Here is a 21838-nt window from a genome sequence, read left to right on the forward strand (position 1 = left end):
CTGATCGTTCCCACGCTCCGCGTGGGAATGCCTCCCCGGACGCTCCGCGTCTGCTTTTGGACGCAGAGCGTCCTGCACCGCATTCCCACGCAGAGCATGGGAACGATCAAGGTCGGGTGTTCAGCTAAAGAGTGCCATTTCCCCCTCCCTGCGCTAACCTGCGGCCATGTTTTACGAGGTCGACTATGCACATTCATATTCTGGGTATCTGCGGGACTTTCATGGGCTCGATGGCGGTTCTGGCCAAAGAGCTGGGCCATCACGTGACCGGCTCCGATGCCAACGTCTATCCGCCGATGAGTACTCAGCTCGAAGCCCAGGGCATTCAGCTGACTCAGGGTTACGACCCGGCTCAGCTTGATCCGGCGCCGGATCTGGTGGTGATCGGCAACGCCATGTCCCGCGGCAATCCGGCGGTGGAATATGTGCTGAACAAAGGCCTGCCGTACGTCTCCGGCCCGCAGTGGCTGGCCGACCATGTGCTGCAAGGTCGCTGGGTGCTGGCGGTTGCCGGTACTCACGGCAAGACCACCACCAGCAGCATGCTCGCCTGGGTGCTGGAACATGCCGGCATGAGCCCGGGCTTCCTGATCGGCGGCGTTCCGCAGAATTTCTCGGTGTCGGCGCGTCTGGGCGGCACGCCGTTCTTCGTGATCGAGGCCGACGAGTACGACAGCGCGTTCTTCGACAAACGCTCGAAGTTTGTCCACTACCGTCCACGTACGGCGATCCTCAACAACCTTGAGTTCGATCACGCTGACATCTTCCCGGATCTGCCGGCCATCGAGCGCCAGTTCCACCACTTGGTGCGGACTATTCCGAGCGAAGGCCTGGTGATCCACCCGACCACTGAACCCGCCTTGCAGCGCGTGATCGAGATGGGCTGCTGGACCCCGGTGCAAACCACCGGTGCTGGTGGTCAGTGGCAGGTCAAGTTGCTGAAGGACGACGGCTCGGCATTCGAAGTGATGTTCGAGGGCGTCTCCCAAGGCGTCGTCGAGTGGGAATTGACGGGGCAGCACAACGTAGCCAACGCATTGGCTACTCTGGCGGCAGCGCGTCACGTTGGTGTTGTGCCATCGATGGGCATCGCCGGGTTGAGCGCGTTCAAGAGCGTCAAGCGTCGGATGGAAAAAGTCGCGGAAGTGCGCGGCATCACCATCTACGACGACTTCGCCCACCACCCGACCGCCATTGCGACCACCCTCGACGGCCTGCGCAAACGCATTGGCGACGCACCGCTGATCGCGATCATCGAGCCGCGTTCCAACTCGATGAAGCTCGGCGCACACCGTGACGGCTTGCCGGACAGCGTGGTCGATGCCGATCAGGTGATCTGGTACGCCCCGGCCAACCTCGGTTGGGATCTGGCGGGCACTGCTGCGTTGTGCACCGTGCCGTCGATCGTCAGCGATTCGCTGGAAGGCATCATCGAACGCGTGAAAAGCCAGGCCCAGCCCGGCACCCACGTGGTGATCATGAGCAACGGCGGCTTCGGCGGTCTGCACGGCAAACTCGCCGAGGCGCTGAAATGAACAACAACGGCCCGGAACGCATCACGCTGGCGATGACCGGCGCGTCCGGCGCCCAGTACGGCTTGCGTCTGCTGGATTGCCTGGTGCGTGAGGATCGCGAAGTACATTTCCTGATCTCCAAGGCCGCGCAACTGGTGATGGCTACCGAGACGGACGTGTCGCTGCCGGCCAAGCCGCAAATGATGCAGGCGTTCCTTACCGAATACACCGGCGCCGCCGCCGGGCAGATCCGCGTGTATGGCAAGGAAGACTGGATGTCGCCAGTGGCCTCGGGCTCCGGCGCTCCGGCGGCAATGGTAGTGGTGCCGTGCTCGACAGGCACCTTGTCGGCCATCGCCACCGGCGCCTGCAACAACTTGATTGAACGCGCGGCGGACGTGACGTTGAAAGAGCGTCGCCAGTTGATTCTGGTGCCGCGCGAAGCGCCGTATTCGAGCATTCATCTGGAGCACATGCTCAAGCTGTCGAATATGGGCGTGACCATCCTGCCGGCCTCGCCGGGTTTCTATCACCAGCCGCAGACCATCGATGACCTGATCGATTTCGTGGTGGCGCGGATTCTCAATCTGCTGGGCATCCCCCAGGACATGCTGCCGCGTTGGGGCGAGCACCATTTGAGCAGCGATGAATAAGCTGCTGACAATTGCGCTGGCGCTGCAACTGACCGGCTGCGCCACGGCACGCACGCTCGATGCCGCCAAGCCCGGCGCGCCGGTGGTGTATTCCGGCACGCGGCTGGATCTGTATGCGATGAATGGCGGGTGTTGTGCGATGGATCGGTTCGGAGCCGAGGCGCCAAGCTATCCCGGGGTGGACCTGCCGGCCAGTGCGTTGCTCGATACGCTGCTGTTGCCGTTGTCGTTGCTGACGGTGATCGGCGTAGGCTTTCAGGCGACTGGCGGGCTCTAAAAAGATCGCAGCCGATGGCTGCGATTTTTTGTTTTTATTTGCCGAGCTTTCTCAATTCATCCGACTCGACGATCCGCACTCCGTCCTGTTCTTCCAAAGCCAGCCGCCACATGGCTCGGGCCAGTTGGCAGGCTTCGATGCCGCGGTATTTGCCGGGAATCAGTTTCGAAAACGGTGCGGCAAGCTGCTCGCCCAGCCGTGGCTCGCTGCGATCCCCTAGCAACAACGAAGGCCGGCAGATGGTCAGTTGCGGCCAGTCCTGCGCGCGCAAGGCGTGTTCCATCTCGCCTTTGACCTTGTTGTAGAAAATCGAGGATCGGCGATCAGCCCCCAGGGCACTGATCACGATCAGGTGCCGTGCGCCCATTTCCCGGGCGCGTTTGGCAAACGCCACGACCATGTCCAGATCCACGGCGCGAAACGCCTCTTCGGAGCCGGCCTGTTTGATGGTGGTGCCGAGGCAGCAATAGGCGATGTCGACGCGACCGGCCAGTTGCGGCAGGAAGGTCTGCGGGTCGCCGACCGGGTTTTCCAGATGGGGGTGTTCGGCCAGCGGCCGGCGTGAAGGGGCCAGGACGCGAGTGATCGTCGGTTCGTTGAGCAAACGGTCGAGCAGGTGTTCACCGGTCAGCCCGGTGGCTCCGGCAAGCAAGACATGCTGAGGCGTCAAGTACATAGTGTCTCTCCCTTGATACTGTTCAGCTTAGTTGCTCTTTGTCGCTCCGTCGTTCAACGCAGCACTTTGCAACGCTTTTCTCGCTTGCTGCTTGCGCAGCAGCTGCCAATGGGCGAGCACTGTTTTCGGCGCCCAGATCTGCGGTTCCGAGGCTTCGAAGTTGTCCGCCAGTTCGCGTTCGGCGACGGTGGCCTTGGCCAGCTTGAAGGCTTGCTCCAGATCATCGGTCTGGTTCAGCGCCTGGGCAAACAGGGCATCGCCGAAGTAGGTGAAGTTGGCCTCCTCGGAGCAACCGAACGACACGCGGTCGGCGCGCGAGGCGGTCATGATCAGCGTGCGTTCATCCTTCAGCGCCGGAATGAAGCCCCCGGAATAGCACGAGGAGATGACAATGATCTTGTCGCGGTTCTTCAGCGGTGCGAGCACGGCGGCGAGTTCGTCGGCGGGCAGGTCGGCCAGTTCCATGCGCGGCTGGTCGAGCACCAGTTCATGTTCGGCGGTGCCGTGGCTGGTCAGGTAGATGAACACCAGGTCTTCCGGGCCGCTGCGTTCCGCCAGGGTCAACGCCGCGCGGCGCAGATTTTCGCGGGTGGCCATCGGCCGGTCACCGAGGTGGTCGCGATGGTTGACCAGGCGGATCTGGCCAAAGGCGCCGAAGCGGCTGGCGAGCATGTTGGCCACGTAATCGGATTCGCGCAGGAACACGCTCTGTTTGCCGTCGCCGCCGAGGGTCAGGGAGTACAACTCCACCGCCGGGGTCGAGGCTGGCACATTGGCCAGCGCTTCCTCGAGCAGGCGGCCCTGGGCCAACAGGCCGAGTTCGAGTGTATCGGGCAGCAATTTGCCGTCGGCGTCGCGCACGCGCTGGCCGTTGATCCAGGTGCCGCTGAGCACGCTGCCGTCAGTCAGCACCAGCGTGCCTCGGCCCGCGTAGCTGTCGCTGTCGAACCCGCCGATGTAGAAACTGCCGTCGGACAGGTTCAGTCGGCCCTGACCGCTGAAGCGCCAGTCATTGAAGTAGCCGGTGTAATGGCTGCCGTCGGCGCCGATCAACTCGCCCTTGCCGGTCAGCGCGCCTTCCTTGAACTGGCCGAGCCAGACGTCGCCGTCGGCGTTTTCGTAGCGGCCCTTGCCGTGTAGCTGATTGTTCTTGAAGCCGCCGACATAGATGTCGCCGTCGGCGCTGTTGAAGGTGCCGTTGCCTTCGAGCTGGCCGTTCACGAAATGGCCGGTGAACTGATTGCCGCTGGCATCGCCGCGCTGGCCCTCACCGTTGGGTTTGCCGTTTGCGAACTGGCCTTGATAGGAGCTGCCGTCGTCCAGCTCCAGACGGCCGAGCCCGGAATACTGGTCGGCCTTGAATTCGCCGCGATAGGTCATCGCGTTTTCTTTGAGGGTGCCTTCGCCTTCGCGTCGGCCGAGCTTGAAACTGCCGGTGTAGCTGCCGCCGTGGGTGGTCAGTGAGCCCTGGCCGTCGAACAGGCCTTGCTGGAAATTCCCGCGATAAACCTCGCCGTTGCTGCCGTGCCATTCGCCCTGACCGTGCCACTGGCCCTTGTCGAACTCGCCCGCGTACCAGCTGCCGTTCGGGTAGTCGACCCGGCCCTGGCCTTGCAGCAGACCGTTGACCAGCTCGCCGCGATAGCGTCCGCCATCGGGCAGGCGCGCATCCGGGGGCAACAGCGATTCGCCATCGCCGCAAGCGGTGAGCATCAGGGTCAAGGCAAGCGGTGCAAGAGCAGCAAGTGAGCGCATAGCGGGATCCGGGCAATTAGGCGACCGAGTATGCCGCAGCTATGTGACCTTATACAGCCGGCAGAGGGGAGTGGATGCGAAACAGCGTGAGCCGCTTCGCATCCCGGCACTCAGACGAAGCAGAGCGACAGCGGTTCGGCGATGTAGGCCGGTTTGTCCGAGCCTTCGATCTCCAGAGTGGCGGTGGCCTTGAGCAGCCACTGGCCCGGTTTCTTCTCGGTCACTTCACCGAGGTCGACCTTGAGCCGGACTTTGGAATTGACCTTGACCGGCTGGATGAAACGCACGCTGTCCAGGCCGTAGTTGACCACCATCTTCACGCCTTGCGGCAGGATCAGGATGTCTTCCATCAGTTTGGGGATCAGCGACAACGACAGGAAACCGTGTGCAATGGTGCTGCCAAATGGCGTTTGCGCGGCTTTGACCGGGTCGACATGGATGAACTGATAATCCCCGGTGGCTTCGGCGAACAGGTTGATGCGCTCCTGATCGATAGTGAGCCATTCGGAACGTCCGAGTTCCTTGCCGACATAATCTTTGAGCTCTGCAACTGGAACATAGGGCATTGAGACTCTCCTTGGGTTCATCGGTTTTATAGTTTTTCAGGTGGGGGATTTGACCGCCCTGCGAACCACTGTAGATCATCATGACGATTTGCTCAGGTCAACCGACCATGCTTTTGGCGAATGCCGATCCATAGCGCTGGCGTGCTTATAATGCCCGGCCCGTGTTTGGCGGGATGTCGGACGGAGATGACGGATGTTGCTACGCGGCCTGACCATGCTGGTGCTGTTTCAATTGCTCGGCACCGCCCTCAATCATTTGCTGTTGCCGGTGCTGCCGGGGCCGATCATCGGTCTTTTGCTGTTGCTGGTGTTCCTGATCGTGCGCGGTGAAGTCGGCGAGCCGCTGAATCTCGCCGCCGGCAGTCTGTTGCGTTATCTGCCGTTGCTGCTGGTGCCGCCGGCGGTGGGCGTGATGGTTTACGCCACGGCCATTGCCGCCGATTTCTGGGCCATCGTCGGTGCGCTGGTGGTCTCGCTGATTCTGTCCATGGCCTTCGCCGGTGTGCTGATGCAACGGCTGGTCAAGCGTCACGCCCCGCATTCGGAGGAATCCTGATGCTGTTCGACTGGCAAGGTGCCTGGGCTTCGGTAATTCACCATCCACTGTTCGGCATCGGCATCACCCTCGGTGCTTATCAACTGGTGCTGGCGGCGTTCGAGAAAACCCGCTGGATTTTCCTGCAACCGGTGCTGGTCTCCATGCTGTTGGTGATCGGTGTGCTGGTGGGTTGCGGCCTGACTTATGTCGAGTACCGCAAGAGCACCGAGATCCTCAGCATTCTGCTGGGCCCGGCGACCGTGGCACTGGCGGTGCCGCTGTATCTGAATCTGCGGCGCATCCGCCAATTGTTCTGGCCGATTTTTACTACGCTGGTGATAGGCGGGGTGGTCGCCACGGGCATGGGCGTGGCGCTGGGCTGGTGGTTCGGCGCCGATCACATGATCCTGATGACCATGGCGCCCAAGTCAGTGACCTCGCCGATCGCCATGCTGGTAGCCGAGCAGATCGGTGGCGTCGCGGCGCTGGCCGCGGTGTTCGTGTTGATCACCGGGGTGATCGGCGCGATCTTCGGCCCGGCGCTGCTGACCCGCCTCGGCGTGCACAGCCCGGAGGCGCGCGGCATGGCGCTGGGCATGACGGCGCATGCGGTCGGTACGTCGGTGGCGTTGCAGGAAAGCGATGAGTGCGGCGCCTTCGCGGCGCTGGCGATGAGTCTGATGGGCGTGGCCACGGCGGTGTTCCTGCCGTTGGCGGTGTCGATGGTGGTGTAAGGAAATGTCTATGAGTCTGCCGCTTTTTCCGCTGAACACGGTGCTGTTTCCCGGCTGCAATCTGGATTTGCAGATCTTCGAGGCACGCTACCTGGACATGATCGGCCGCTGCATGAAGCAGGGCGGTGGGTTCGGCGTGGTGTGCATCCTTGAAGGCAGCGAAGTCGGCGTCGCCCCCGAAGGTTTCGCCATGGTCGGCTGCGAAGCGCGCATCACCGATTTCCAGCAGCAGGACAACGGACTGCTGGGCATCCGGGTGCAGGGCGGGCGCCGGTTCATCGTGCAGCGCACCGAAGTGCAACGCGATCAACTGATCGTCGCCGAAGTCGAGTGGCTGGACGACGAACCCGAGCAACCCTTGCAGGATGAAGATGCTGATCTGGTGGCGCTGCTCAAGGCCCTGGCCGAGCACCCGATGGTCGAGGCGCTGAACATGGGCATCGAAGCGGCCGGGCAGCAATCACTGGCCAATCAGTTGGCGTATCTGCTGCCGTTCGCCGAGGAAGACAAGATCGACCTGCTGCAACTCGACGACCCACAGCAGCGACTGGATGCGATCCAGGCGCTGCTCGATGAATTGCAGGGCGAGTTGTTCGCTTAAGACGCGTTCAGGTTATTCGGGCCAGACGATGTCGTTGGCGAACCAGTCCTTGCCGCTCGGCAGTGAGAGGATCGGCTTGCCTGCCTTGGCCACCGCATCGATCAAGGCATCGTATTCACGTTGATTGGCCACGCCGCTGTGGGTCCGTGCCTCGATGTCGCTGCCGATGTAGCTGCTTTGGGCTTCAGCGGCGACATCATCGACCTTCGCCGCACGGGTGAAGGTCGAGTCCAGCAGCCAGAGACGCTCCGATTCAATGCCCCGCCTCGACGTGGAAATCAACGCTTCGAGTTCGTCTTCGGGAAACCAGGCACTTTTTTCCAGCGCAGCCAGATTGAGCAGGTGGTTCTCTTCGTTGAGGACCACTTCCATCCTTCGTGTATCGATGACGTAGGCGAAAATGAACTGCTGATTGTGGCGGATCGTCTCGTAATTGCGTTCGACGTCCAGTTCCATGTCTGAAACATCGGACCAGTCGTTATCGGAATTCCCGGAATCGTTATCGGGCTCGCCCGGCTTTTTGCCGGGGTATTTGTTTCTTTGGCTGTTGTAGCGCAGGTATTCCGGATCGGGAGCGTCGGTGCCCTTGCCGCCATACATCTTCACCAGCTTGTGGCTGACCGTGGCGCTGATCGGTTTCTCGGTCGTGGCGCCGCGCGGGTGTTTCAAGCGAGGCAGCATGCGTCCGTCGTTGTGGAACTCGAAAGGCGTGCGCTAGTCCGCCCGGAACAGGCCGGGAATGTCGGTGCGGTACAGGCAGTCGCTGCTGTTGCGCTGGTAGCCGAGAGTGGCCAGGAAAGCGTCGAGAAAATCGCGGCTGACACTTTTGTCGAAGTCCACCAGATCGCTGCGCAACTTGCCGTTTCTTACGGGCAGCAGCAGGGGTTCGATTTCCTGGCGCAGCGTGTCAAAGCGAGTCGGATCGTTCACATCCAGGGTGAGTGATTGGTGCTGTTCGGCCCACTCCGGCATCCGTTGGGGGCTGGCAATCAGGTCGTTGTGCAACCGAATGTGTTGCCCTGGCGAAAGATTGTAGGTGCGCAGCAGCTCGACACGTTGGCCATGAGTCAGCAGCGGATACATCTTGAGCAGTGAGTCGCCAAGCAGTCGGGATGTCGCTTCCCGTGCCGACAGTGGCGAGACCGGAAGCTGTTTGGCCGGCACTTGTTCACTGCTGTGATCGGATTCGGGCAATGGGCGTTTCAATGGGTTTGGCAATTCCATCTGCCGGGCCGGGCTCCAGGTCGTATCGTCGGTATTTCTGTAGAGCGCGGGTCCCGCTGGCAGTTTTCCGTAAAGATCCGTCGCCCGATAAGTGCCAAGACCCGCGTCGAACTCGACATGCACGGTGCCGATGTCTTTGATGTCGACGAACCGCCGACCGACGACAAAGCGAAAACCGTCGTTGTCCGCAGGTTGCATGTTGCGCAGCAAGGCCGGATTCAACAGATAGCGGTTCATCCCGCTGTGCGATTCGGGGGGGAGGGTGGACAGGTCGGAGATTTTGACATTCGTTGGGGCAGCGTTGCCCTGAGGACGGTTGCCGTGAACTTGATCGGTAGTAGCCCCAGGCCGATGTGTCCCGGGCAACGGCAATTGATGCAGCAACGGCAGATCAGCGTCGGGCCGCACTCGACTCGATCCCGGGGCAGCCTGGCCGGGCGTATTGATTTTCGGGGCGTTGGAGGCAGCAGGTGGTTTGGGGCGCATGTGTCATTCCTTGACGACTGGACGTTGAAAAAAACACTCAGACTGTCGGCTTTACGGCCGTAGGTTGTTCGATGACCAGTTGCCCGGCCTCGATCTGACGCGTCGGGTCGCTGTCGACCTGCCAGCGACCGGAATCCGCGAGGTAGAAAATCTTTCCTGACGGGAACTGCGGCAATCGAATGTGTTGAACGTGGACTCGGTCGCTCTCCAGTTCATCGTGCTGCCTGTGTTCCTCGATCAGCGTGACGATGGCTTGGGTCGAGGCGCAGCCTCGTGCGTCGAGGGCGTAAAGACTGATGACATCGAACAGGGCATTGACCCGGTAACGGTGTCCTGACGAAACAATCACATCGACACTCTCCAGTGGCAGCGAAGGGTCGCTGCTGTCCGGCAGATGAATGTGAAGGCTGCCGATCTTCAGCAGGTCGTTGCTGATGGCGAGCTCGCGCCGGGTGATGGTTTCTTCCAACTGTGCGGTGTAGATAGCCCAGCTCGAAGAACCGCTGACGCTTGCGTCGGCCGGGGCGGTCGAGAGCCGGATGGACATGTGGCTGGCGGGATGGATTTCGTAGTGCGCCGATCGACCCTCAAGTGCGTAGATGGCGCTGTGCGGTGCAGCGCTGAAATCGATCCGCTGAGGGGTTGTCTTCAAGGTGCGCTTTTCGACAGAAGGCCGGATGAAAATGTACTGGCCCGCGCGCTTGTGCAGTGAGGCGCGGCTTTGGATCTGACGGTAGCCGGTGTTTCTTGCATCATCGAGATAGGCGTTGTCGGGATAACCGAGGCGATAGGAAACACCGTCTCGCATGACCAGCGTCAAGGCATGATTCATTTGCCAGCCGGAGGCCATGATCCCGGCCCCCATGTCACTTTTCCTGCCCGGACGCTCTCTCACGGCACCGTGCAATGAAAGCAGGCCGCCATGACCGAAAGTGAGGGTGAAGTGGACATTCGTGTAGCTGAGAAATGTGAAGGCGTTTGGCGTTGTTTTTTCAACGGTGTAGAGGGCGCGGACTTCGTCGATTTCCGTGCTGTCGTAGTCGACATACAGAGTGCTGCGAGTGGGTTTGTCACTTTGCGCGGCCACCAGGATCGTGTGATAGATCTGACGGGAAATGAAGTAGTGCGAGTGCGGATTCTTCGCGAGGGTACAAGGGCGATCGTTGACCGGCACCGGGGCGGGTCCGGGCATACCGACGGTCAGAACACTGACTCTCACGGTCAAGTCGGCGAGGTCTGGGGTTTCAGCCGGCCATACGGGCTGCAAATGGTAGCCGTCCTGGGTAATGAACGCCCATTTATCGTTGCGCAGGGAACGTTTGCCATCGACAGTCCGGTACACCGCCTCTAGCGCCAGTTCACGTCTCGGCGACCGGACGTCATCGTCGCGCAGTGATTCGATCACCAGAGCGTCATCGCGGATGTACCAGCGCTGGATCGCTTCAAGCGTTACGCCCAGATAGACCTTGCTGGGTTCCTGGCCATCTTCGTGGATGAAAACCTTGCGGCAACTCGGGTCGAGTACATAGGTGTCACTGCCGCTGCCGCCCTTGACGGTGCTATGGAAACCGCGAACGGAAATCAGGTCATCCCCACCCCCGGCATCAACATCGTCATCCCCATTGGCGGCAATGATTTCCGCCTCGTCGGTACCGGTCACGCGATTGATCGCACCGGCGAGGGTCTCGACCTTTTCGACGGACTTGAGCGTCGAATGCAGCACAGGTTCCAGCGCTGGATCCGCAGGGTGTAATGCCAGCCTGCCGTTTTTCAGGTCGATGTCAAAACCGATATGACGCGGAGGATTGGGGCCATGGTTTTCGTGTCGGTGATTGCCTTGCAGCCACAACAGGTCGGTGCCGTCACCTCCCGACAGATCACTCACTTTGATCGGATCGGATGAGAGCGCTTCGGATGCCGACTGAAACAGAAAGGAGTCGTCCTTGTTGCCACCGCTCAGGCTTTTACTGCCGGCGGTATAACTGAAGAAGTTCGGCTTTTCCCGCACGCCTTGCACGCGGTCATTACCGCCACCAAGACTCCAGAAAATCCCTTTGACGGGATCACTCTTGGCCTTGATGATCAAATCGTTTGCGGCGGGTAAACCTTCCCTCGCATCATACGTGTCATCTGTGTCACTGATGACGGGGAGGTTTTCGAGGGTGTAGGGCGTTTCGCCCTTCGATTCATCCCATTGGTAGCGATAGATGCGGGTTGGCTGCAACTTGATTTCGAACCGGCCATTGACGATCGCGTCGACACTGTCCTTGAATTCATTGTCGAGCCAGCCGAGGCTGCGGGTCTTCAGGGCTTTGGCGTAGTCGCTCGTGGTTTTGGCAATCAGGTAGCGATCCATCAGCGCCTTGTCCTGATCCTGTCCGGTGAACGCAAACCAGCCGGCACGCCAGCGCTCGTTCACGGTCAGCTCTATGTAATCGTCGATGTCGTCGACCATGCGCACGGCGCCATAGACTCTGGCACCGACAATCATGATCGCCGCTGCTGCAATGCCCACCGGGCCGGCGGCCTGAAATCCCATCAGTGCCGCGCAGCCAAGGGCGATGGACAATGCGCCGCTGAACACACTCAGTCCGCCAGTGACATACAGATCCTGCGCCTCCTTGCCCTGAGCCTTGGCCGCATCATTGAAGGACTTGATGGCGGTGTAGATATCGAAGGGCAGCGTCAGCACACTGGCGATCAACCCTGCACTTCGACAGAGCCATTTGCCCATGGACGTCTTGCCGAATTGCTCGAAGGCCATGGAGCCTTGGCGGAGCATCCGTTCACCTGTCTTGCTCAGTGCGTACTCCAGGCCCAGTGAGGTGATCTCCGTGAGGCCGCCGCCGATATTGATCAGTGCCTCACCCATCTGGCCTTTCCTGAGGGCGTCGATGGCGCCCATGTAGGCGCTGTACAGCCCGTAAGCCTGCAGCCCTGCCCCCATGCTGGTCATCCCGCGACTCTTGGTCTTGTCCACCCAGCTCGGCAAATGCTCGGGCAACGGGCTCCTGTGGATATCCAGGCGCTGGGTGGAGGCCAGCAAGCGATTGATCTGGTTCATCGCGACAGCAGAATCGCCCGCAGGCATTTCACGCAGCAATGGCGCTGCATCGGGAGAGCGCAGGGTGACGATTTCGTAGAGTAATTCCGGTACCCGTTGACGCGCTTGTCCATCGATTGACTTGATCCGTTGCTCAACCTGAACAGGGTCGAGCTCCAGTCCGTCGGTGAAGACCTGATCGGGCTCGGGAAAGTACGTGTTGGACGCTGTAACGGGCTCGCCGTTGATCCGGGCTCCAAGTGCTTGAAGCTCCTGGCGGCTCACGGTCAGCTCGCCAAATCGAAGGGGACCGAACAACTTGTCCAGGTCTCGCAGATCAGGGGATTTTTCGGAAGTGCCTTCCGTTTCTACTGTTGGTGAAGTGGTTGGAACGTTAATGTCGGAAATTGTAATTGGCGCTGTAAGAATAGTTTCAGTGTTTGCAGTAAATGCCTTGGCCAAAATCAATACTCTGCAGTGATGTGTCGATTGAATCTGGCATGAAGGGGTGAAGGTTTCAGTAGTTATTGTTTTTCTGATTGTATTGTTGTTTTTTGTATTGTGTTTGAAGTGCTCTGTGGGTTGATTGTCCGTTGTTGTTCCTCTAGTTTGAAGTCGACTCGAATGAAACGGGCTTCATCATCAAGGAGGACGATATGACGATTTACGAAGATGAGTGGGCTTTCTGGGATGACATCGCCGGGAAGTATATTTTCAAACATGCAGGCGTCGATCTGAATAGCGATATCATCATCAAGGGCGCAGGTTACTACGCTGACTCGATGGTCCTTGAACGGCGCAAGCGCAAACGGGTGAAGAGCGAGCTTGACGTTGCGGTGCCGACAACTGACAAGTGAAGTCTCGGTTGAGTATTTATCCGGTTTAAATAACAAGAGAGTTGCTATATGTCCAATGCAAAAAATACTACATTTACGGGGCATCTTTTTGCGGGTGGTCTTCCGCTTGTCATCAACTATCAGGTGATGGAGCAGCGTTTAAAACATCCGCGAATTACGACGGGGCAACGATTGAGTGCGGAAATTTCTCTTAATGACGAAGTTGCATCGCGCATTATTACCCTGGCGGATCATGACGATGCGGAGCCGCTGCTGTTTGAGTTTGTTCCGGAAAATCAGGGGCGTTACACCCTTGGCGTCAAGACTGTCGGGCGCTATTTCAATTGGCGACTGCGGATGGATCAGAGCTCCCGGCATCTTCTGGTGGACAAGAATATCGGCAGCTACTTCGAGCTGGAAACCTACGCCGGGAAGTTGAAGTCTTTTGGCGACTTACCTTCCAATCCGGCTTCTGTGGCGCTAGTCAGTGTCGAGAAGAAGCTGAGGCTGTTTCAACACGAAACAAAGGGAGGTCTCAAGTACTTCCTCGACAGGAATCCGAACGACACCGAGCACAATGCCTACAACCCCGTGCCAGTGTCGTTCGTCTTGAGAACCCAACCTTCTGCGCTGTCTGCCGTCGCCTAGTACGAATATCGCAACAATGTATGCGGCAAATGCCGCAACACGAAGAAACCGAACAAGGCGACCAGTGCCGGCAACACCAGCCACCAGACTTTCTGCGGCATCGCTTCAAGGGGGGAGCGGCGCTGAATCAGCCACAGGCTCGCGGCGCAGACACAGGCGGCAAGCATTGCGCCGGCCAGCACATCGGTTGGCCAGTGTGCCCCCAGGTACACCCGTGACAAGGCAATCGCCAGTGCCGGAATGCAGCCGACCAACAGCCAGGTCAGGCGCATTCTTGGCGGTTGTCCACGTCCGGCCAGCACCGCCAGGGTCAGGAACAGCGCGAACGATCCGGACGCGTGGCCGCTGGGCATGCTGTAACTGGTCAACGGGTCGGTCAGCACTTCCGGGCGTACCCGGGCGAAAAACAGTTTGGTCCCGGTGTTGGCCAGCGCGGTGACGAGCAGGGTACTGCCGGCGAAGATTGCCTGACGCCACTGGCGGCACAGCAGCAACAGGCCGGTCAGCAAAATGCTGAACACCAGCATGTTGCGGAACTCGCCGATCAGGGTAAAGACCACCGCGACCTCGTCGAGCACCGCGTTGCGGTGTTCCTGTACGAGGGTCATGACGCCCTGATCAAGGGCGGTCAGGTATGGGTAACCGACAAACAGACCGATCAGGATCAGCAGGCTCATGCTGCTGATCCAGATTGTTGCCCGACGATGGCGGCGCAGGCTGCTGTTGGCACTCAGGCCGACCATCACCGCAATGCTGGCGGCGACGATCCCGGCCTGCAGCCAGAAGCCTTCCGGCAATGGCAGACGAATCGCCGCCCCGGTAGCCCAGCCCGGCAGCAGATACGCGATGCTCCAGCCCGCCGCCGCCAGCAGACTCACGGCCGCGAAGCGCGGGAAGGGCATGTCGCACATCCCGGCGACCATCGGCAACATCGGTCGCAATGGGCCGATGAAGCGTCCCACTAACAGGCTGGCGATACCGTAGCGCTGGAAATAGGTCTCTGCGCCGGCCATCCATTCCGGGTGATGGCGCAAGCCCGGCAGGCGCCGGATGTTCTGGTGGAAGTGGCGGCCCAGGAAGTACGAAATCACGTCGCCGAGAATCCCGCCGAGAAAACCCAGCAACAGGGTTTCGCTCAACGACAGCGCACCGCTGCCGGCCAGCACTGCCACGGCAAACAGCAACACAGTGCCGGGAACAATCAGCCCGGCAATCGCCAGGCATTCAACGCAGGCTACGACGAACACTGCGGCGGCCAGCCACTGCGGATTGGCGGCCAGCCACCCGGTCACGCTATCGAGCCATGGGCCCATACAACACACTCCATTTCATTGATGTCCCTGACCGGCGTACCGCAGAGGGGAAATTCACAGCAGAAAATAATCGCGTCCTTCGACCTGACCCCGGCGCAGCGGGTTCCGGGTGCACCACTGGGCGTAGGCCGCATCAACGAAGCGATACATCAAATGCTCGTCACGCCCGTGGGGGATGCCCAGGCGGGTGGTCTGGATGATGTGGCCTGGCGCGGGGCCGGTGTCTTCCACCAGCAGTATGTCGTGGTCGAAACGCTTGGCATCCCACACCGGCACTTTTAGCCCCAGGGCCTTGCACAGCAGGGTCTGCCCGGCGCAAAGCTTTTGCGACGGTCGCGGGCGACCCTGTGCATCGGGGTTGTTCAGCAGCATCTGCGCCAGGCTGGCCGGGCCGCTGATTTCATCGACCCATGGATAGGCCGATTTGATCAGCACCGCATTGCCAGGACCCTGTGCACTGAAGTTCAACGAATCGCCGCCACGGGCGTAGTACATATAGATGTGGCCGCCATCCAGAAACAAAGCCTTACGCTTTTCCGTGTAGCCGAGGGAGGCATGGCTGCCTTTTTCTTCGCAGTAATACGCTTCGGTTTCGATGATCCGGGCGCTGAGCCACAGGTCGCCGACCCGGTGACGGATGACTTTGCCGAGCAGGTCCCGGGCAAGCGTCTGGGCGTCACGGTCGAAAAAAACGTCCGGAAGGCCCATCGGCAGGCGCTCGGCGTGGGCACGAACGGTCAGATTGGACATGGCAAACGGTGTTTATCCAGGCGAAAGAGGTCGTGATGATAACAATCCGAGCCTTAATTACGGCTGAACATCGGCAAATCGCCGTCCATTTCGACCATCCGCCCGTCACCGCTGTTAGTCCCGGGACGCGACAGCTATAATCTGCCGCTTTCCTCTTTGCCAAGACCCCAGCAGACCATGACTGAGTCCGTTCTTGACTACATGACCCGATTGGGTCGCGCCGCCCGCGAAGCTTCCCGGGTCATCGGCCGTGCCAGCACCGCGCAGAAAAACCGCGCCCTGCTGGCTGCCGCCAATGCCTTGGACGCCGCCCGCGCCGAGCTTGCGGCAGCCAATGAACAGGATCTGGCCGCCGGTCGCGCCAACGGTCTGGAGCCTGCACTGCTGGAACGTCTGGAACTGACCCCGGCGCGTATCGACGGGATGATCGTCGGTCTGCGTCAGGTGGCGGCCTTGCCGGACCCGGTCGGTGCGATCCGCGACATGAGCTTCCGTCCGTCGGGCATTCAGGTCGGCAAGATGCGTGTGCCGCTGGGCGTGATCGGGATCATCTACGAGTCCCGTCCGAACGTGACCATCGATGCCGCGAGCCTGTGCCTGAAGTCCGGTAACGCGACGATCCTGCGTGGCGGTTCCGAAGCGATTCATTCCAACCGTGCGATTGCCGCCTGCATCCAGCGCGGCCTGGCCGAAGCCGAGCTGCCGGCCGCCGTGGTGCAAGTGGTGGAAACCACCGACCGTGCCGCCGTTGGCGCACTGATCACCATGCCCGAGTACGTCGATGTGATCGTACCGCGAGGTGGCCGTGGCCTGATCGAGCGCATCAGCCGTGATGCGCGGGTGCCGGTGATCAAGCACCTGGACGGCATCTGCCACGTCTATGTCAGCGAACACGCCGACCTGCCGAAAGCCCAGCGCATCGCCTTCAATGCCAAGACCTATCGTTATGGCATCTGCGGCGCGATGGAGACCTTGCTGGTCGACCAAAGTGTTGCGAAGGATTTCCTGCCGTCGATGGCTGCCCAGTTCCGCGAAAAAGGCGTCGAGCTGCGTGGTTGCGAGCGCACCCGGGCGATCATCGATGCCGTGCCGGCCAGCGAAGAAGACTGGGGCACCGAGTATCTGGCGCCGATTCTGTCGATCCGTGTGGTCGACGGTCTGGACCAGGCCATCGAACATATCAACCATTACGGCTCCCATCACACCGATTCGATCGTCAGCGAAAACCTCGCCGACACCCGCCAGTTCGTGGCTCAGGTCGACTCGGCGTCGGTGATGATCAACACCCCGACCTGCTTCGCCGATGGATTCGAATACGGATTGGGTGCCGAGATCGGCATTTCTACTGATAAGCTGCACGCCCGTGGCCCGGTGGGCCTCGAAGGACTGACCTGCGAGAAGTACATCGTGGTCGGTGATGGCCAGTTGCGCGGCCAGGCGACGGTCTGACTTGTCCGACCTCGACCTGAAAGCGCCGAAATCCGGCAGAAAGTCTCGCCCCCGGCGCATTGGCGTTCTGGGCGGAACCTTCGATCCGGTGCATGTCGGCCATTTGCGTGGCGCGCTGGAAGTCGCCGAAGCGCTGGCCCTCGATGAGCTGCGCATGATGCCCAGCGCCCGGCCGCCGCATCGCGATACCCCGCAGGTGTCGGCGCAGGATCGGCTGGCAATGGTTGAATGTGCGGTGGCCGGAGTGCCGCCGCTGGTGGTGGACGCCCGCGAATTGCAGCGGGACAAACCGTCCTGGACCATCGATACCCTGGAGTCGCTGCGCGCCGAAATGGCCGCCGAGACCCAGGTTTTTCTGCTTTTGGGCTGGGACGCATTTTGCGGCCTGCCCACTTGGCACCGCTGGGAGGAGTTGCTCCAGCATTGCCACATCCTGGTGCTACAGCGCCCGGACGCCGACAGCGAACCGCCGGATGCCTTGCGCAACCTGCTGGCAGCGCGTTCGGTGAGCGACCCGCTGGCCCTGAAAGGGCCGAGCGGACAGATTGCATTCGTCTGGCAGACACCGCTTGCGGTCTCCGCCACCCAGATCCGTCAACTGCTGGCCAGCGGTAAGTCGGTACGTTTCCTGGTGCCCGACGCGGTCCTGGCCTACATCGATGCGCACGGTCTGTATCGTGCGTCGAACTGAACAAGGCGTGCTCAAGTAACACGATCATCGTGGGACGAGACGCCGAATACATGAGCAAAACGAGTTTTATATGACTGACAAAGACCAAACCAAAGTAAAGCGCAAAGGCACGTTCAAGAGCGCTCCGCTGCCAGAGCCGGTCAACACCAACGAGCCGCTGAAAGGCGACGAACTGGTCAAGATTGCCGTGGCCGCCCTGGAAGACGTCAAGGCCCAGGACATCCAGATCATCGATGTGCGCGACAAGCAAAGCATCACTGACTACATGATCATCGCCACCGGTACGTCCAACCGCCAGATCAACGCGATGCTGGACAAGGTTCGCGAAGAAGTGAAAAAGCAGGGCGCCAAGCCGCTGGGCGAAGAAGGCAAGGGCGACAGCGACTGGGTGCTGCTGGACCTGGACCTGGTGATCGTGCACATGATGACCGCCTCGGCTCGTCAGTTCTACGACCTGGAGCGCCTGTGGGCCGGTGCCGAGCAAAGCCGTGCGGCGGATGCCAAGCACCACAGCCCGGAAAACACCCACGAGCATTTCACCAAGCTCAACAAAGACCAGCTGTAAGGGACGCGCTGTGCGACTGCGACTGATCGCCGTCGGTTCACGCATGCCCAAATGGGTGGAAGAAGGCTGGCATGAATACGCCAAGCGTCTTCCGTCCGAGCTGGCGCTGGAACTGGTGGAAATACCGCTCAATACCCGTGGCAAGAATGCCGACGTGGCACGCTTCATCCGTCAGGAAGGCGAAGCCATGCTGGCCAAGGTCGGGCAGAACGAGCGGATCGTCACCCTCGAAGTGCACGGCAAGCCCTGGAGCACCGAGCAACTGGCGGTCGAACTCGACCGTTGGCGGCTGGATTCGCGCACGGTCAATTTCATGGTCGGTGGCCCGGAAGGGCTGGCGCCGGAAGTCTGTGCCCGCGCGGATCAGCGCTGGTCGTTGTCGCCGTTGACGCTGCCGCACCCGCTGGTGCGCATCCTCATCGGCGAGCAGTTGTATCGTGCCTGGACTGTGTTGTCCGGCCACCCTTACCACAAGTAATCCTGCCCTCATGTCCCAGCCGATCCGCATCAAGGACCACGAAAAAGACGCCCGTCTGGTGCGTAGCCGCGTCGTGTTCGGGGCCATTGCGGTGGTGTTGCTGATCTGTGTGCTGATTGCCCGGCTGTATTTCCTGCAGGTCATCCAGTACGAGTACCACTCGACCCTGTCGGAAAACAATCGGGTGCATGTCCAGCCGATTCCGCCAACCCGCGGGTTGATCTTCGACCGTAACGGCGTGGTGGTGGCGGACAACCGCCCGAGCTTCAGTCTGAGCATGACCCGCGAGCGCTCCGGCGACTGGCAGCAAGTGCTCGATGTGATCGTCGAGGTGCTGGAGCTGACGCCGGAAGACCGGGTGATCTTCGAGAAACGCATGCGTCAGGGGCGCCGGCCGTTCGAGCCGGTGCCGATCCTGTTCGAGCTGACCGAAGAGCAGATCGCCCGCGTCGCGGTGAACCAGTTCCGCCTGCCGGGCGTGGAAGTGGTCGCGCAACTGGTGCGTCACTACCCGCAGGGCGCGCATTTTGCGCACTCGGTGGGTTACATGGGGCGGATCAACGAGAAAGAGCTGAAGACCCTCGACCCGGTCAATTACAGCGGCACCCACCACATCGGTAAAACCGGCATCGAACGCTTCTATGAAGCCGAACTGCATGGCCAGGTGGGTTACGAAGAGGTCGAGACCAACGCTCGGGGCCGTGTGTTGCGGGTGCTCAAGCGTACCGATCCGGTGCCGGGCAAGGACATCGTCCTGAGCCTCGACATCAAATTGCAGGAAGCCGCCGAAGCCGCGCTGGGCGGGCGACGCGGTGCCGTGGTAGCGCTGGACCCGAACACCGGCGAGGTGCTGGCGATGGTCAGCCAGCCGAGCTTCGACCCGAACCTGTTCGTCACCGGCATCAGCTTCAAGGCGTACGCCGAGCTGCGCGATTCCATCGACCGGCCGCTGTTCAACCGCGTACTGCGCGGTCTGTACCCGCCGGGCTCGACGATCAAGCCGGCGGTAGCGATTGCCGGTCTGGACGCGGGCGTGGTGACGGCGTCGAGCCGCGTGTTCGACCCGGGTTACTACATGCTGCCCAACTACGATCACAAATACCGCAACTGGAACCGCACCGGGGACGGCTTCGTCGACCTCGACACGGCGATCATGCGGTCCAACGACACCTACTTCTATGACCTGGCGCACAAGCTCGGCATCGATCGGTTGTCGGCATACATGAACAAGTTCGGCATCGGCCAGAAGGTCTCGCTGGACATGTTCGAAGAATCCCCCGGCCTGATGCCGTCCCGCGAGTGGAAACGCGCGACCCGTCGCCAGGCGTGGTTCCCGGGCGAGACCCTGATTCTCGGGATCGGCCAGGGCTATATGCAATCGACCCCGTTGCAACTGGCTCAGGCCACTGCGCTGGTGGCCAACAAGGGTGTGTGGAACCGTCCGCACCTGGCCAAGACCATCGAAGGCGAGAAGCCGAAGGATGAAAATCCGATGCCGGACATCGTCCTGCGCGACCCGTCGGACTGGAACAAGGTCAATCACGGCATGCAGCAGGTGATGCACGGCGCCCGGGGCACCGCGCGCAAAGCGGCTATCGGCTCGCAATACCGGATCGCCGGCAAATCGGGTACCGCCCAGGTGGTCGCGATCAAGCAAGGCGAGAAGTACGACCGCTCCAAAGTGCAGGAACGCCACCGCGACCACGCCTTGTTCGTGGGGTTTGCACCGGCCGACAACCCGAAAATCGTGGTGTCGGTGATGGTCGAGAACGGTGAGTCCGGTTCCGGCGTCGCCGCGCCGGTGGTGCGTCAGGTAATGGACGCCTGGCTGCTGGATCAGGACGGACGCTTGAAGGCCGAATACGCCAGCCCAATCAGTGCGGAGGCTACGGCCCGTGAAGAATAATTTCGATCGCATGCTCTCCAGCGAGGATGTGATGCGTCGCCGCGCGACGCTGTTGCAACGCCTGCATATCGACGGACCCTTGCTGGTCCTACTGCTGATCCTCGCCGCCGGCAGCCTGTTCGTGCTGTATTCGGCCAGCGGCAAGAGCTGGGACCTGCTGGCCAAACAGGCCACATCGTTCGGCATCGGTCTGGTGTCGATGATCGTCATCGCCCAGTTCGAACCACGGTTCATGGCCCGTTGGGTGCCGCTCGGCTATGTGGTCGGGGTGGTGCTGCTGATGGTGGTGGACATCATGGGCCACAACGCCATGGGTGCGACCCGCTGGATCAACATTCCCGGGGTGATCCGCTTCCAGCCGTCGGAGTTCATGAAGATCCTGATGCCGGCGACCATCGCCTGGTACCTGTCCAAACGCACGCTGCCGCCGCAGCTCAAGCACGTCGGGATCAGCCTGATGCTGATTGGCGTGCCGTTCATTCTGATCGTGCGTCAACCGGATCTGGGCACTTCGCTGCTGATTCTGGCCGGCGGCGCGTTCGTGCTGTTCATGGGCGGGTTGCGCTGGCGCTGGATCCTCAGCGTGCTGGCCGCCGCCGTACCCGTGGCGATCGCCATGTGGTTCTTCATCATGCACGACTACCAGAAGCAACGGATCCTGACCTTCCTTGATCCTGAAAGCGATCCGTTGGGCACCGGCTGGAACATCATTCAATCAAAGGCCGCCATCGGTTCCGGCGGCGTGTTCGGCAAGGGCTGGCTGCTGGGCACTCAGTCGCACCTGGACTTCCTGCCGGAAAGCCACACCGACTTCATCATCGCTGTACTCGGCGAAGAGTTCGGCCTGGTGGGCATTTGCGCTCTACTGCTGATCTATCTCTTGCTGATCGGTCGCGGCCTGGTGATTACCGCCCAGGCGCAGACGCTGTTCGGCAAACTGCTCGCCGGCGCCTTGACCATGACGTTTTTTGTTTATGTTTTCGTCAACATCGGTATGGTCAGTGGCCTGTTGCCGGTGGTGGGGGTGCCGTTGCCGTTCATTAGCTACGGCGGAACTTCGCTGGTGACACTGCTGTCAGCGTTTGGGGTTTTGATGTCGATCCATACGCATCGCAAATGGATCGCACAGGTTTGA

General features: G+C 60.8%; 22 protein-coding genes. 14 read left to right on the forward strand and 8 right to left on the reverse strand.

The annotated features are described in order from the left end of the window. Positions 1 to 185: 185 nt before the first annotated feature. Genes mpl through AC1RR7_RS22065 form a run of 3 tightly spaced genes read left to right on the forward strand, consistent with a single transcriptional unit; the run spans position 186 to position 2444 of the window. Positions 186 to 1535, forward strand: coding sequence for a UDP-N-acetylmuramate:L-alanyl-gamma-D-glutamyl-meso-diaminopimelate ligase (gene mpl / locus AC1RR7_RS22055; protein ID WP_007958628.1), 1350 nt, complete (start codon positions 186 to 188; stop codon positions 1533 to 1535). Continuing rightward, positions 1532 to 2167: a flavin prenyltransferase UbiX gene (ubiX, locus tag AC1RR7_RS22060; RefSeq protein WP_011336112.1), complete on the forward strand. Its 636-nt coding sequence runs from the start codon at positions 1532 to 1534 to the stop codon at positions 2165 to 2167. The genes mpl and ubiX overlap by 4 nt, the downstream gene beginning before the upstream one ends. Continuing rightward, complete coding sequence (locus AC1RR7_RS22065) at positions 2160 to 2444, forward strand: YceK/YidQ family lipoprotein (protein ID WP_493066447.1); 285 nt, start codon at positions 2160 to 2162, stop codon at positions 2442 to 2444. Before ubiX ends, AC1RR7_RS22065 begins: the two co-directional genes overlap by 8 nt. A gap of 34 nt (positions 2445 to 2478) precedes the next feature. Here the strand turns inward: AC1RR7_RS22065 and AC1RR7_RS22070 are convergent, their stop codons facing one another. The 3 genes from AC1RR7_RS22070 to AC1RR7_RS22080 form a co-directional block, all read right to left on the reverse strand. Further along, the gene (locus tag AC1RR7_RS22070) at positions 2479 to 3120 is read right to left on the reverse strand and encodes an oxidoreductase (protein ID WP_096820775.1); all 642 of its coding nucleotides are present in this window, start codon (positions 3118 to 3120) and stop codon (positions 2479 to 2481) included. Positions 3121 to 3147: 27 nt separating this feature from the next. Then, on the reverse strand, positions 3148 to 4875 hold the full coding sequence (locus tag AC1RR7_RS22075) for a C13 family peptidase (RefSeq protein ID WP_102620858.1): 1728 nt from the start codon (positions 4873 to 4875) through the stop codon (positions 3148 to 3150). A 110-nt stretch (positions 4876 to 4985) separates the two neighbouring features. Beyond that, complete coding sequence (locus tag AC1RR7_RS22080; RefSeq protein ID WP_007909575.1) at positions 4986 to 5441, reverse strand: MaoC family dehydratase; 456 nt, start codon at positions 5439 to 5441, stop codon at positions 4986 to 4988. Between the two features lie 193 nt (positions 5442 to 5634). Between AC1RR7_RS22080 and AC1RR7_RS22085 the strand changes: the two genes are divergently transcribed. From AC1RR7_RS22085 to AC1RR7_RS22095, 3 genes are read left to right on the forward strand one after another with little or no spacing between them, the layout of a single operon-like run. Then, entirely contained in the window at positions 5635 to 5997 is a 363-nt protein-coding gene (locus AC1RR7_RS22085) for a CidA/LrgA family protein (protein ID WP_007958636.1), read from the forward strand. After that, entirely contained in the window at positions 5997 to 6713 is a 717-nt protein-coding gene (locus AC1RR7_RS22090; RefSeq protein WP_096820777.1) for an LrgB family protein, read from the forward strand. Before AC1RR7_RS22085 ends, AC1RR7_RS22090 begins: the two co-directional genes overlap by 1 nt. Before the next feature lie 10 nt (positions 6714 to 6723). Continuing rightward, positions 6724 to 7314: an LON peptidase substrate-binding domain-containing protein gene (locus tag AC1RR7_RS22095; RefSeq protein ID WP_102620857.1), complete on the forward strand. Its 591-nt coding sequence runs from the start codon at positions 6724 to 6726 to the stop codon at positions 7312 to 7314. A 12-nt stretch (positions 7315 to 7326) separates the two neighbouring features. Here the strand turns inward: AC1RR7_RS22095 and AC1RR7_RS22100 are convergent, their stop codons facing one another. Genes AC1RR7_RS22100 through AC1RR7_RS22110 form a run of 3 tightly spaced genes read right to left on the reverse strand, consistent with a single transcriptional unit; the run spans position 7327 to position 12529 of the window. Next, positions 7327 to 7995: a hypothetical protein gene (locus AC1RR7_RS22100; protein WP_493158434.1), complete on the reverse strand. Its 669-nt coding sequence runs from the start codon at positions 7993 to 7995 to the stop codon at positions 7327 to 7329. A gap of 33 nt (positions 7996 to 8028) precedes the next feature. Then, positions 8029 to 9024, reverse strand: a complete 996-nt coding sequence (locus AC1RR7_RS22105) for a hypothetical protein (RefSeq protein ID WP_493158435.1) — start codon at positions 9022 to 9024, stop codon at positions 8029 to 8031. 37 nt (positions 9025 to 9061) lie between these two features. Further along, positions 9062 to 12529, reverse strand: coding sequence for a calcium-binding protein (locus AC1RR7_RS22110; RefSeq protein WP_493158436.1), 3468 nt, complete (start codon positions 12527 to 12529; stop codon positions 9062 to 9064). A gap of 194 nt (positions 12530 to 12723) precedes the next feature. On the opposite strand from AC1RR7_RS22110, the gene AC1RR7_RS22115 reads away from it, so the two are divergent. Both AC1RR7_RS22115 and AC1RR7_RS22120 read left to right on the forward strand, forming a co-directional pair. Further along, on the forward strand, positions 12724 to 12924 hold the full coding sequence (locus tag AC1RR7_RS22115; RefSeq protein WP_102620856.1) for a hypothetical protein: 201 nt from the start codon (positions 12724 to 12726) through the stop codon (positions 12922 to 12924). Positions 12925 to 12972: 48 nt separating this feature from the next. Continuing rightward, positions 12973 to 13551: a hypothetical protein gene (locus AC1RR7_RS22120; protein WP_493158437.1), complete on the forward strand. Its 579-nt coding sequence runs from the start codon at positions 12973 to 12975 to the stop codon at positions 13549 to 13551. Here the strand turns inward: AC1RR7_RS22120 and AC1RR7_RS22125 are convergent. Beyond that, the gene (locus tag AC1RR7_RS22125) at positions 13548 to 14864 is read right to left on the reverse strand and encodes a bifunctional DedA family/phosphatase PAP2 family protein (protein ID WP_102620854.1); all 1317 of its coding nucleotides are present in this window, start codon (positions 14862 to 14864) and stop codon (positions 13548 to 13550) included. The two genes, AC1RR7_RS22120 and AC1RR7_RS22125, sit on opposite strands and share 4 nt — an antisense overlap. Before the next feature lie 54 nt (positions 14865 to 14918). After that, positions 14919 to 15614 (reverse strand): DNA-3-methyladenine glycosylase, encoded by a 696-nt coding sequence (locus AC1RR7_RS22130; protein ID WP_493066450.1) that lies wholly within the window; start codon positions 15612 to 15614, stop codon positions 14919 to 14921. 177 nt (positions 15615 to 15791) lie between these two features. Between AC1RR7_RS22130 and AC1RR7_RS22135 the strand changes: the two genes are divergently transcribed. The 6 genes from AC1RR7_RS22135 to rodA all read left to right on the forward strand — a co-directional run bounded on the left by AC1RR7_RS22135 (position 15792) and on the right by rodA (position 21838). Further along, positions 15792 to 17063 (forward strand): glutamate-5-semialdehyde dehydrogenase, encoded by a 1272-nt coding sequence (locus tag AC1RR7_RS22135; protein ID WP_102620852.1) that lies wholly within the window; start codon positions 15792 to 15794, stop codon positions 17061 to 17063. Continuing rightward, the gene (nadD, locus tag AC1RR7_RS22140; RefSeq protein ID WP_085732954.1) at positions 17032 to 17754 is read left to right on the forward strand and encodes a nicotinate-nucleotide adenylyltransferase; all 723 of its coding nucleotides are present in this window, start codon (positions 17032 to 17034) and stop codon (positions 17752 to 17754) included. Before AC1RR7_RS22135 ends, nadD begins: the two co-directional genes overlap by 32 nt. A 70-nt stretch (positions 17755 to 17824) precedes the next feature. Continuing rightward, positions 17825 to 18319, forward strand: a complete 495-nt coding sequence (gene rsfS / locus AC1RR7_RS22145; protein WP_008087903.1) for a ribosome silencing factor — start codon at positions 17825 to 17827, stop codon at positions 18317 to 18319. A gap of 10 nt (positions 18320 to 18329) precedes the next feature. Continuing rightward, entirely contained in the window at positions 18330 to 18797 is a 468-nt protein-coding gene (rlmH, locus tag AC1RR7_RS22150) for a 23S rRNA (pseudouridine(1915)-N(3))-methyltransferase RlmH (RefSeq protein ID WP_009051038.1), read from the forward strand. 10 nt (positions 18798 to 18807) lie between these two features. Beyond that, positions 18808 to 20703, forward strand: coding sequence for a penicillin-binding protein 2 (gene mrdA / locus AC1RR7_RS22155; protein ID WP_493158439.1), 1896 nt, complete (start codon positions 18808 to 18810; stop codon positions 20701 to 20703). A gap of 31 nt (positions 20704 to 20734) precedes the next feature. Further along, the gene (rodA, locus tag AC1RR7_RS22160) at positions 20735 to 21838 is read left to right on the forward strand and encodes a rod shape-determining protein RodA (RefSeq protein ID WP_085712360.1); all 1104 of its coding nucleotides are present in this window, start codon (positions 20735 to 20737) and stop codon (positions 21836 to 21838) included.

The organism is Pseudomonas sp. GW821-FHT11G12, assembly GCF_058808055.1.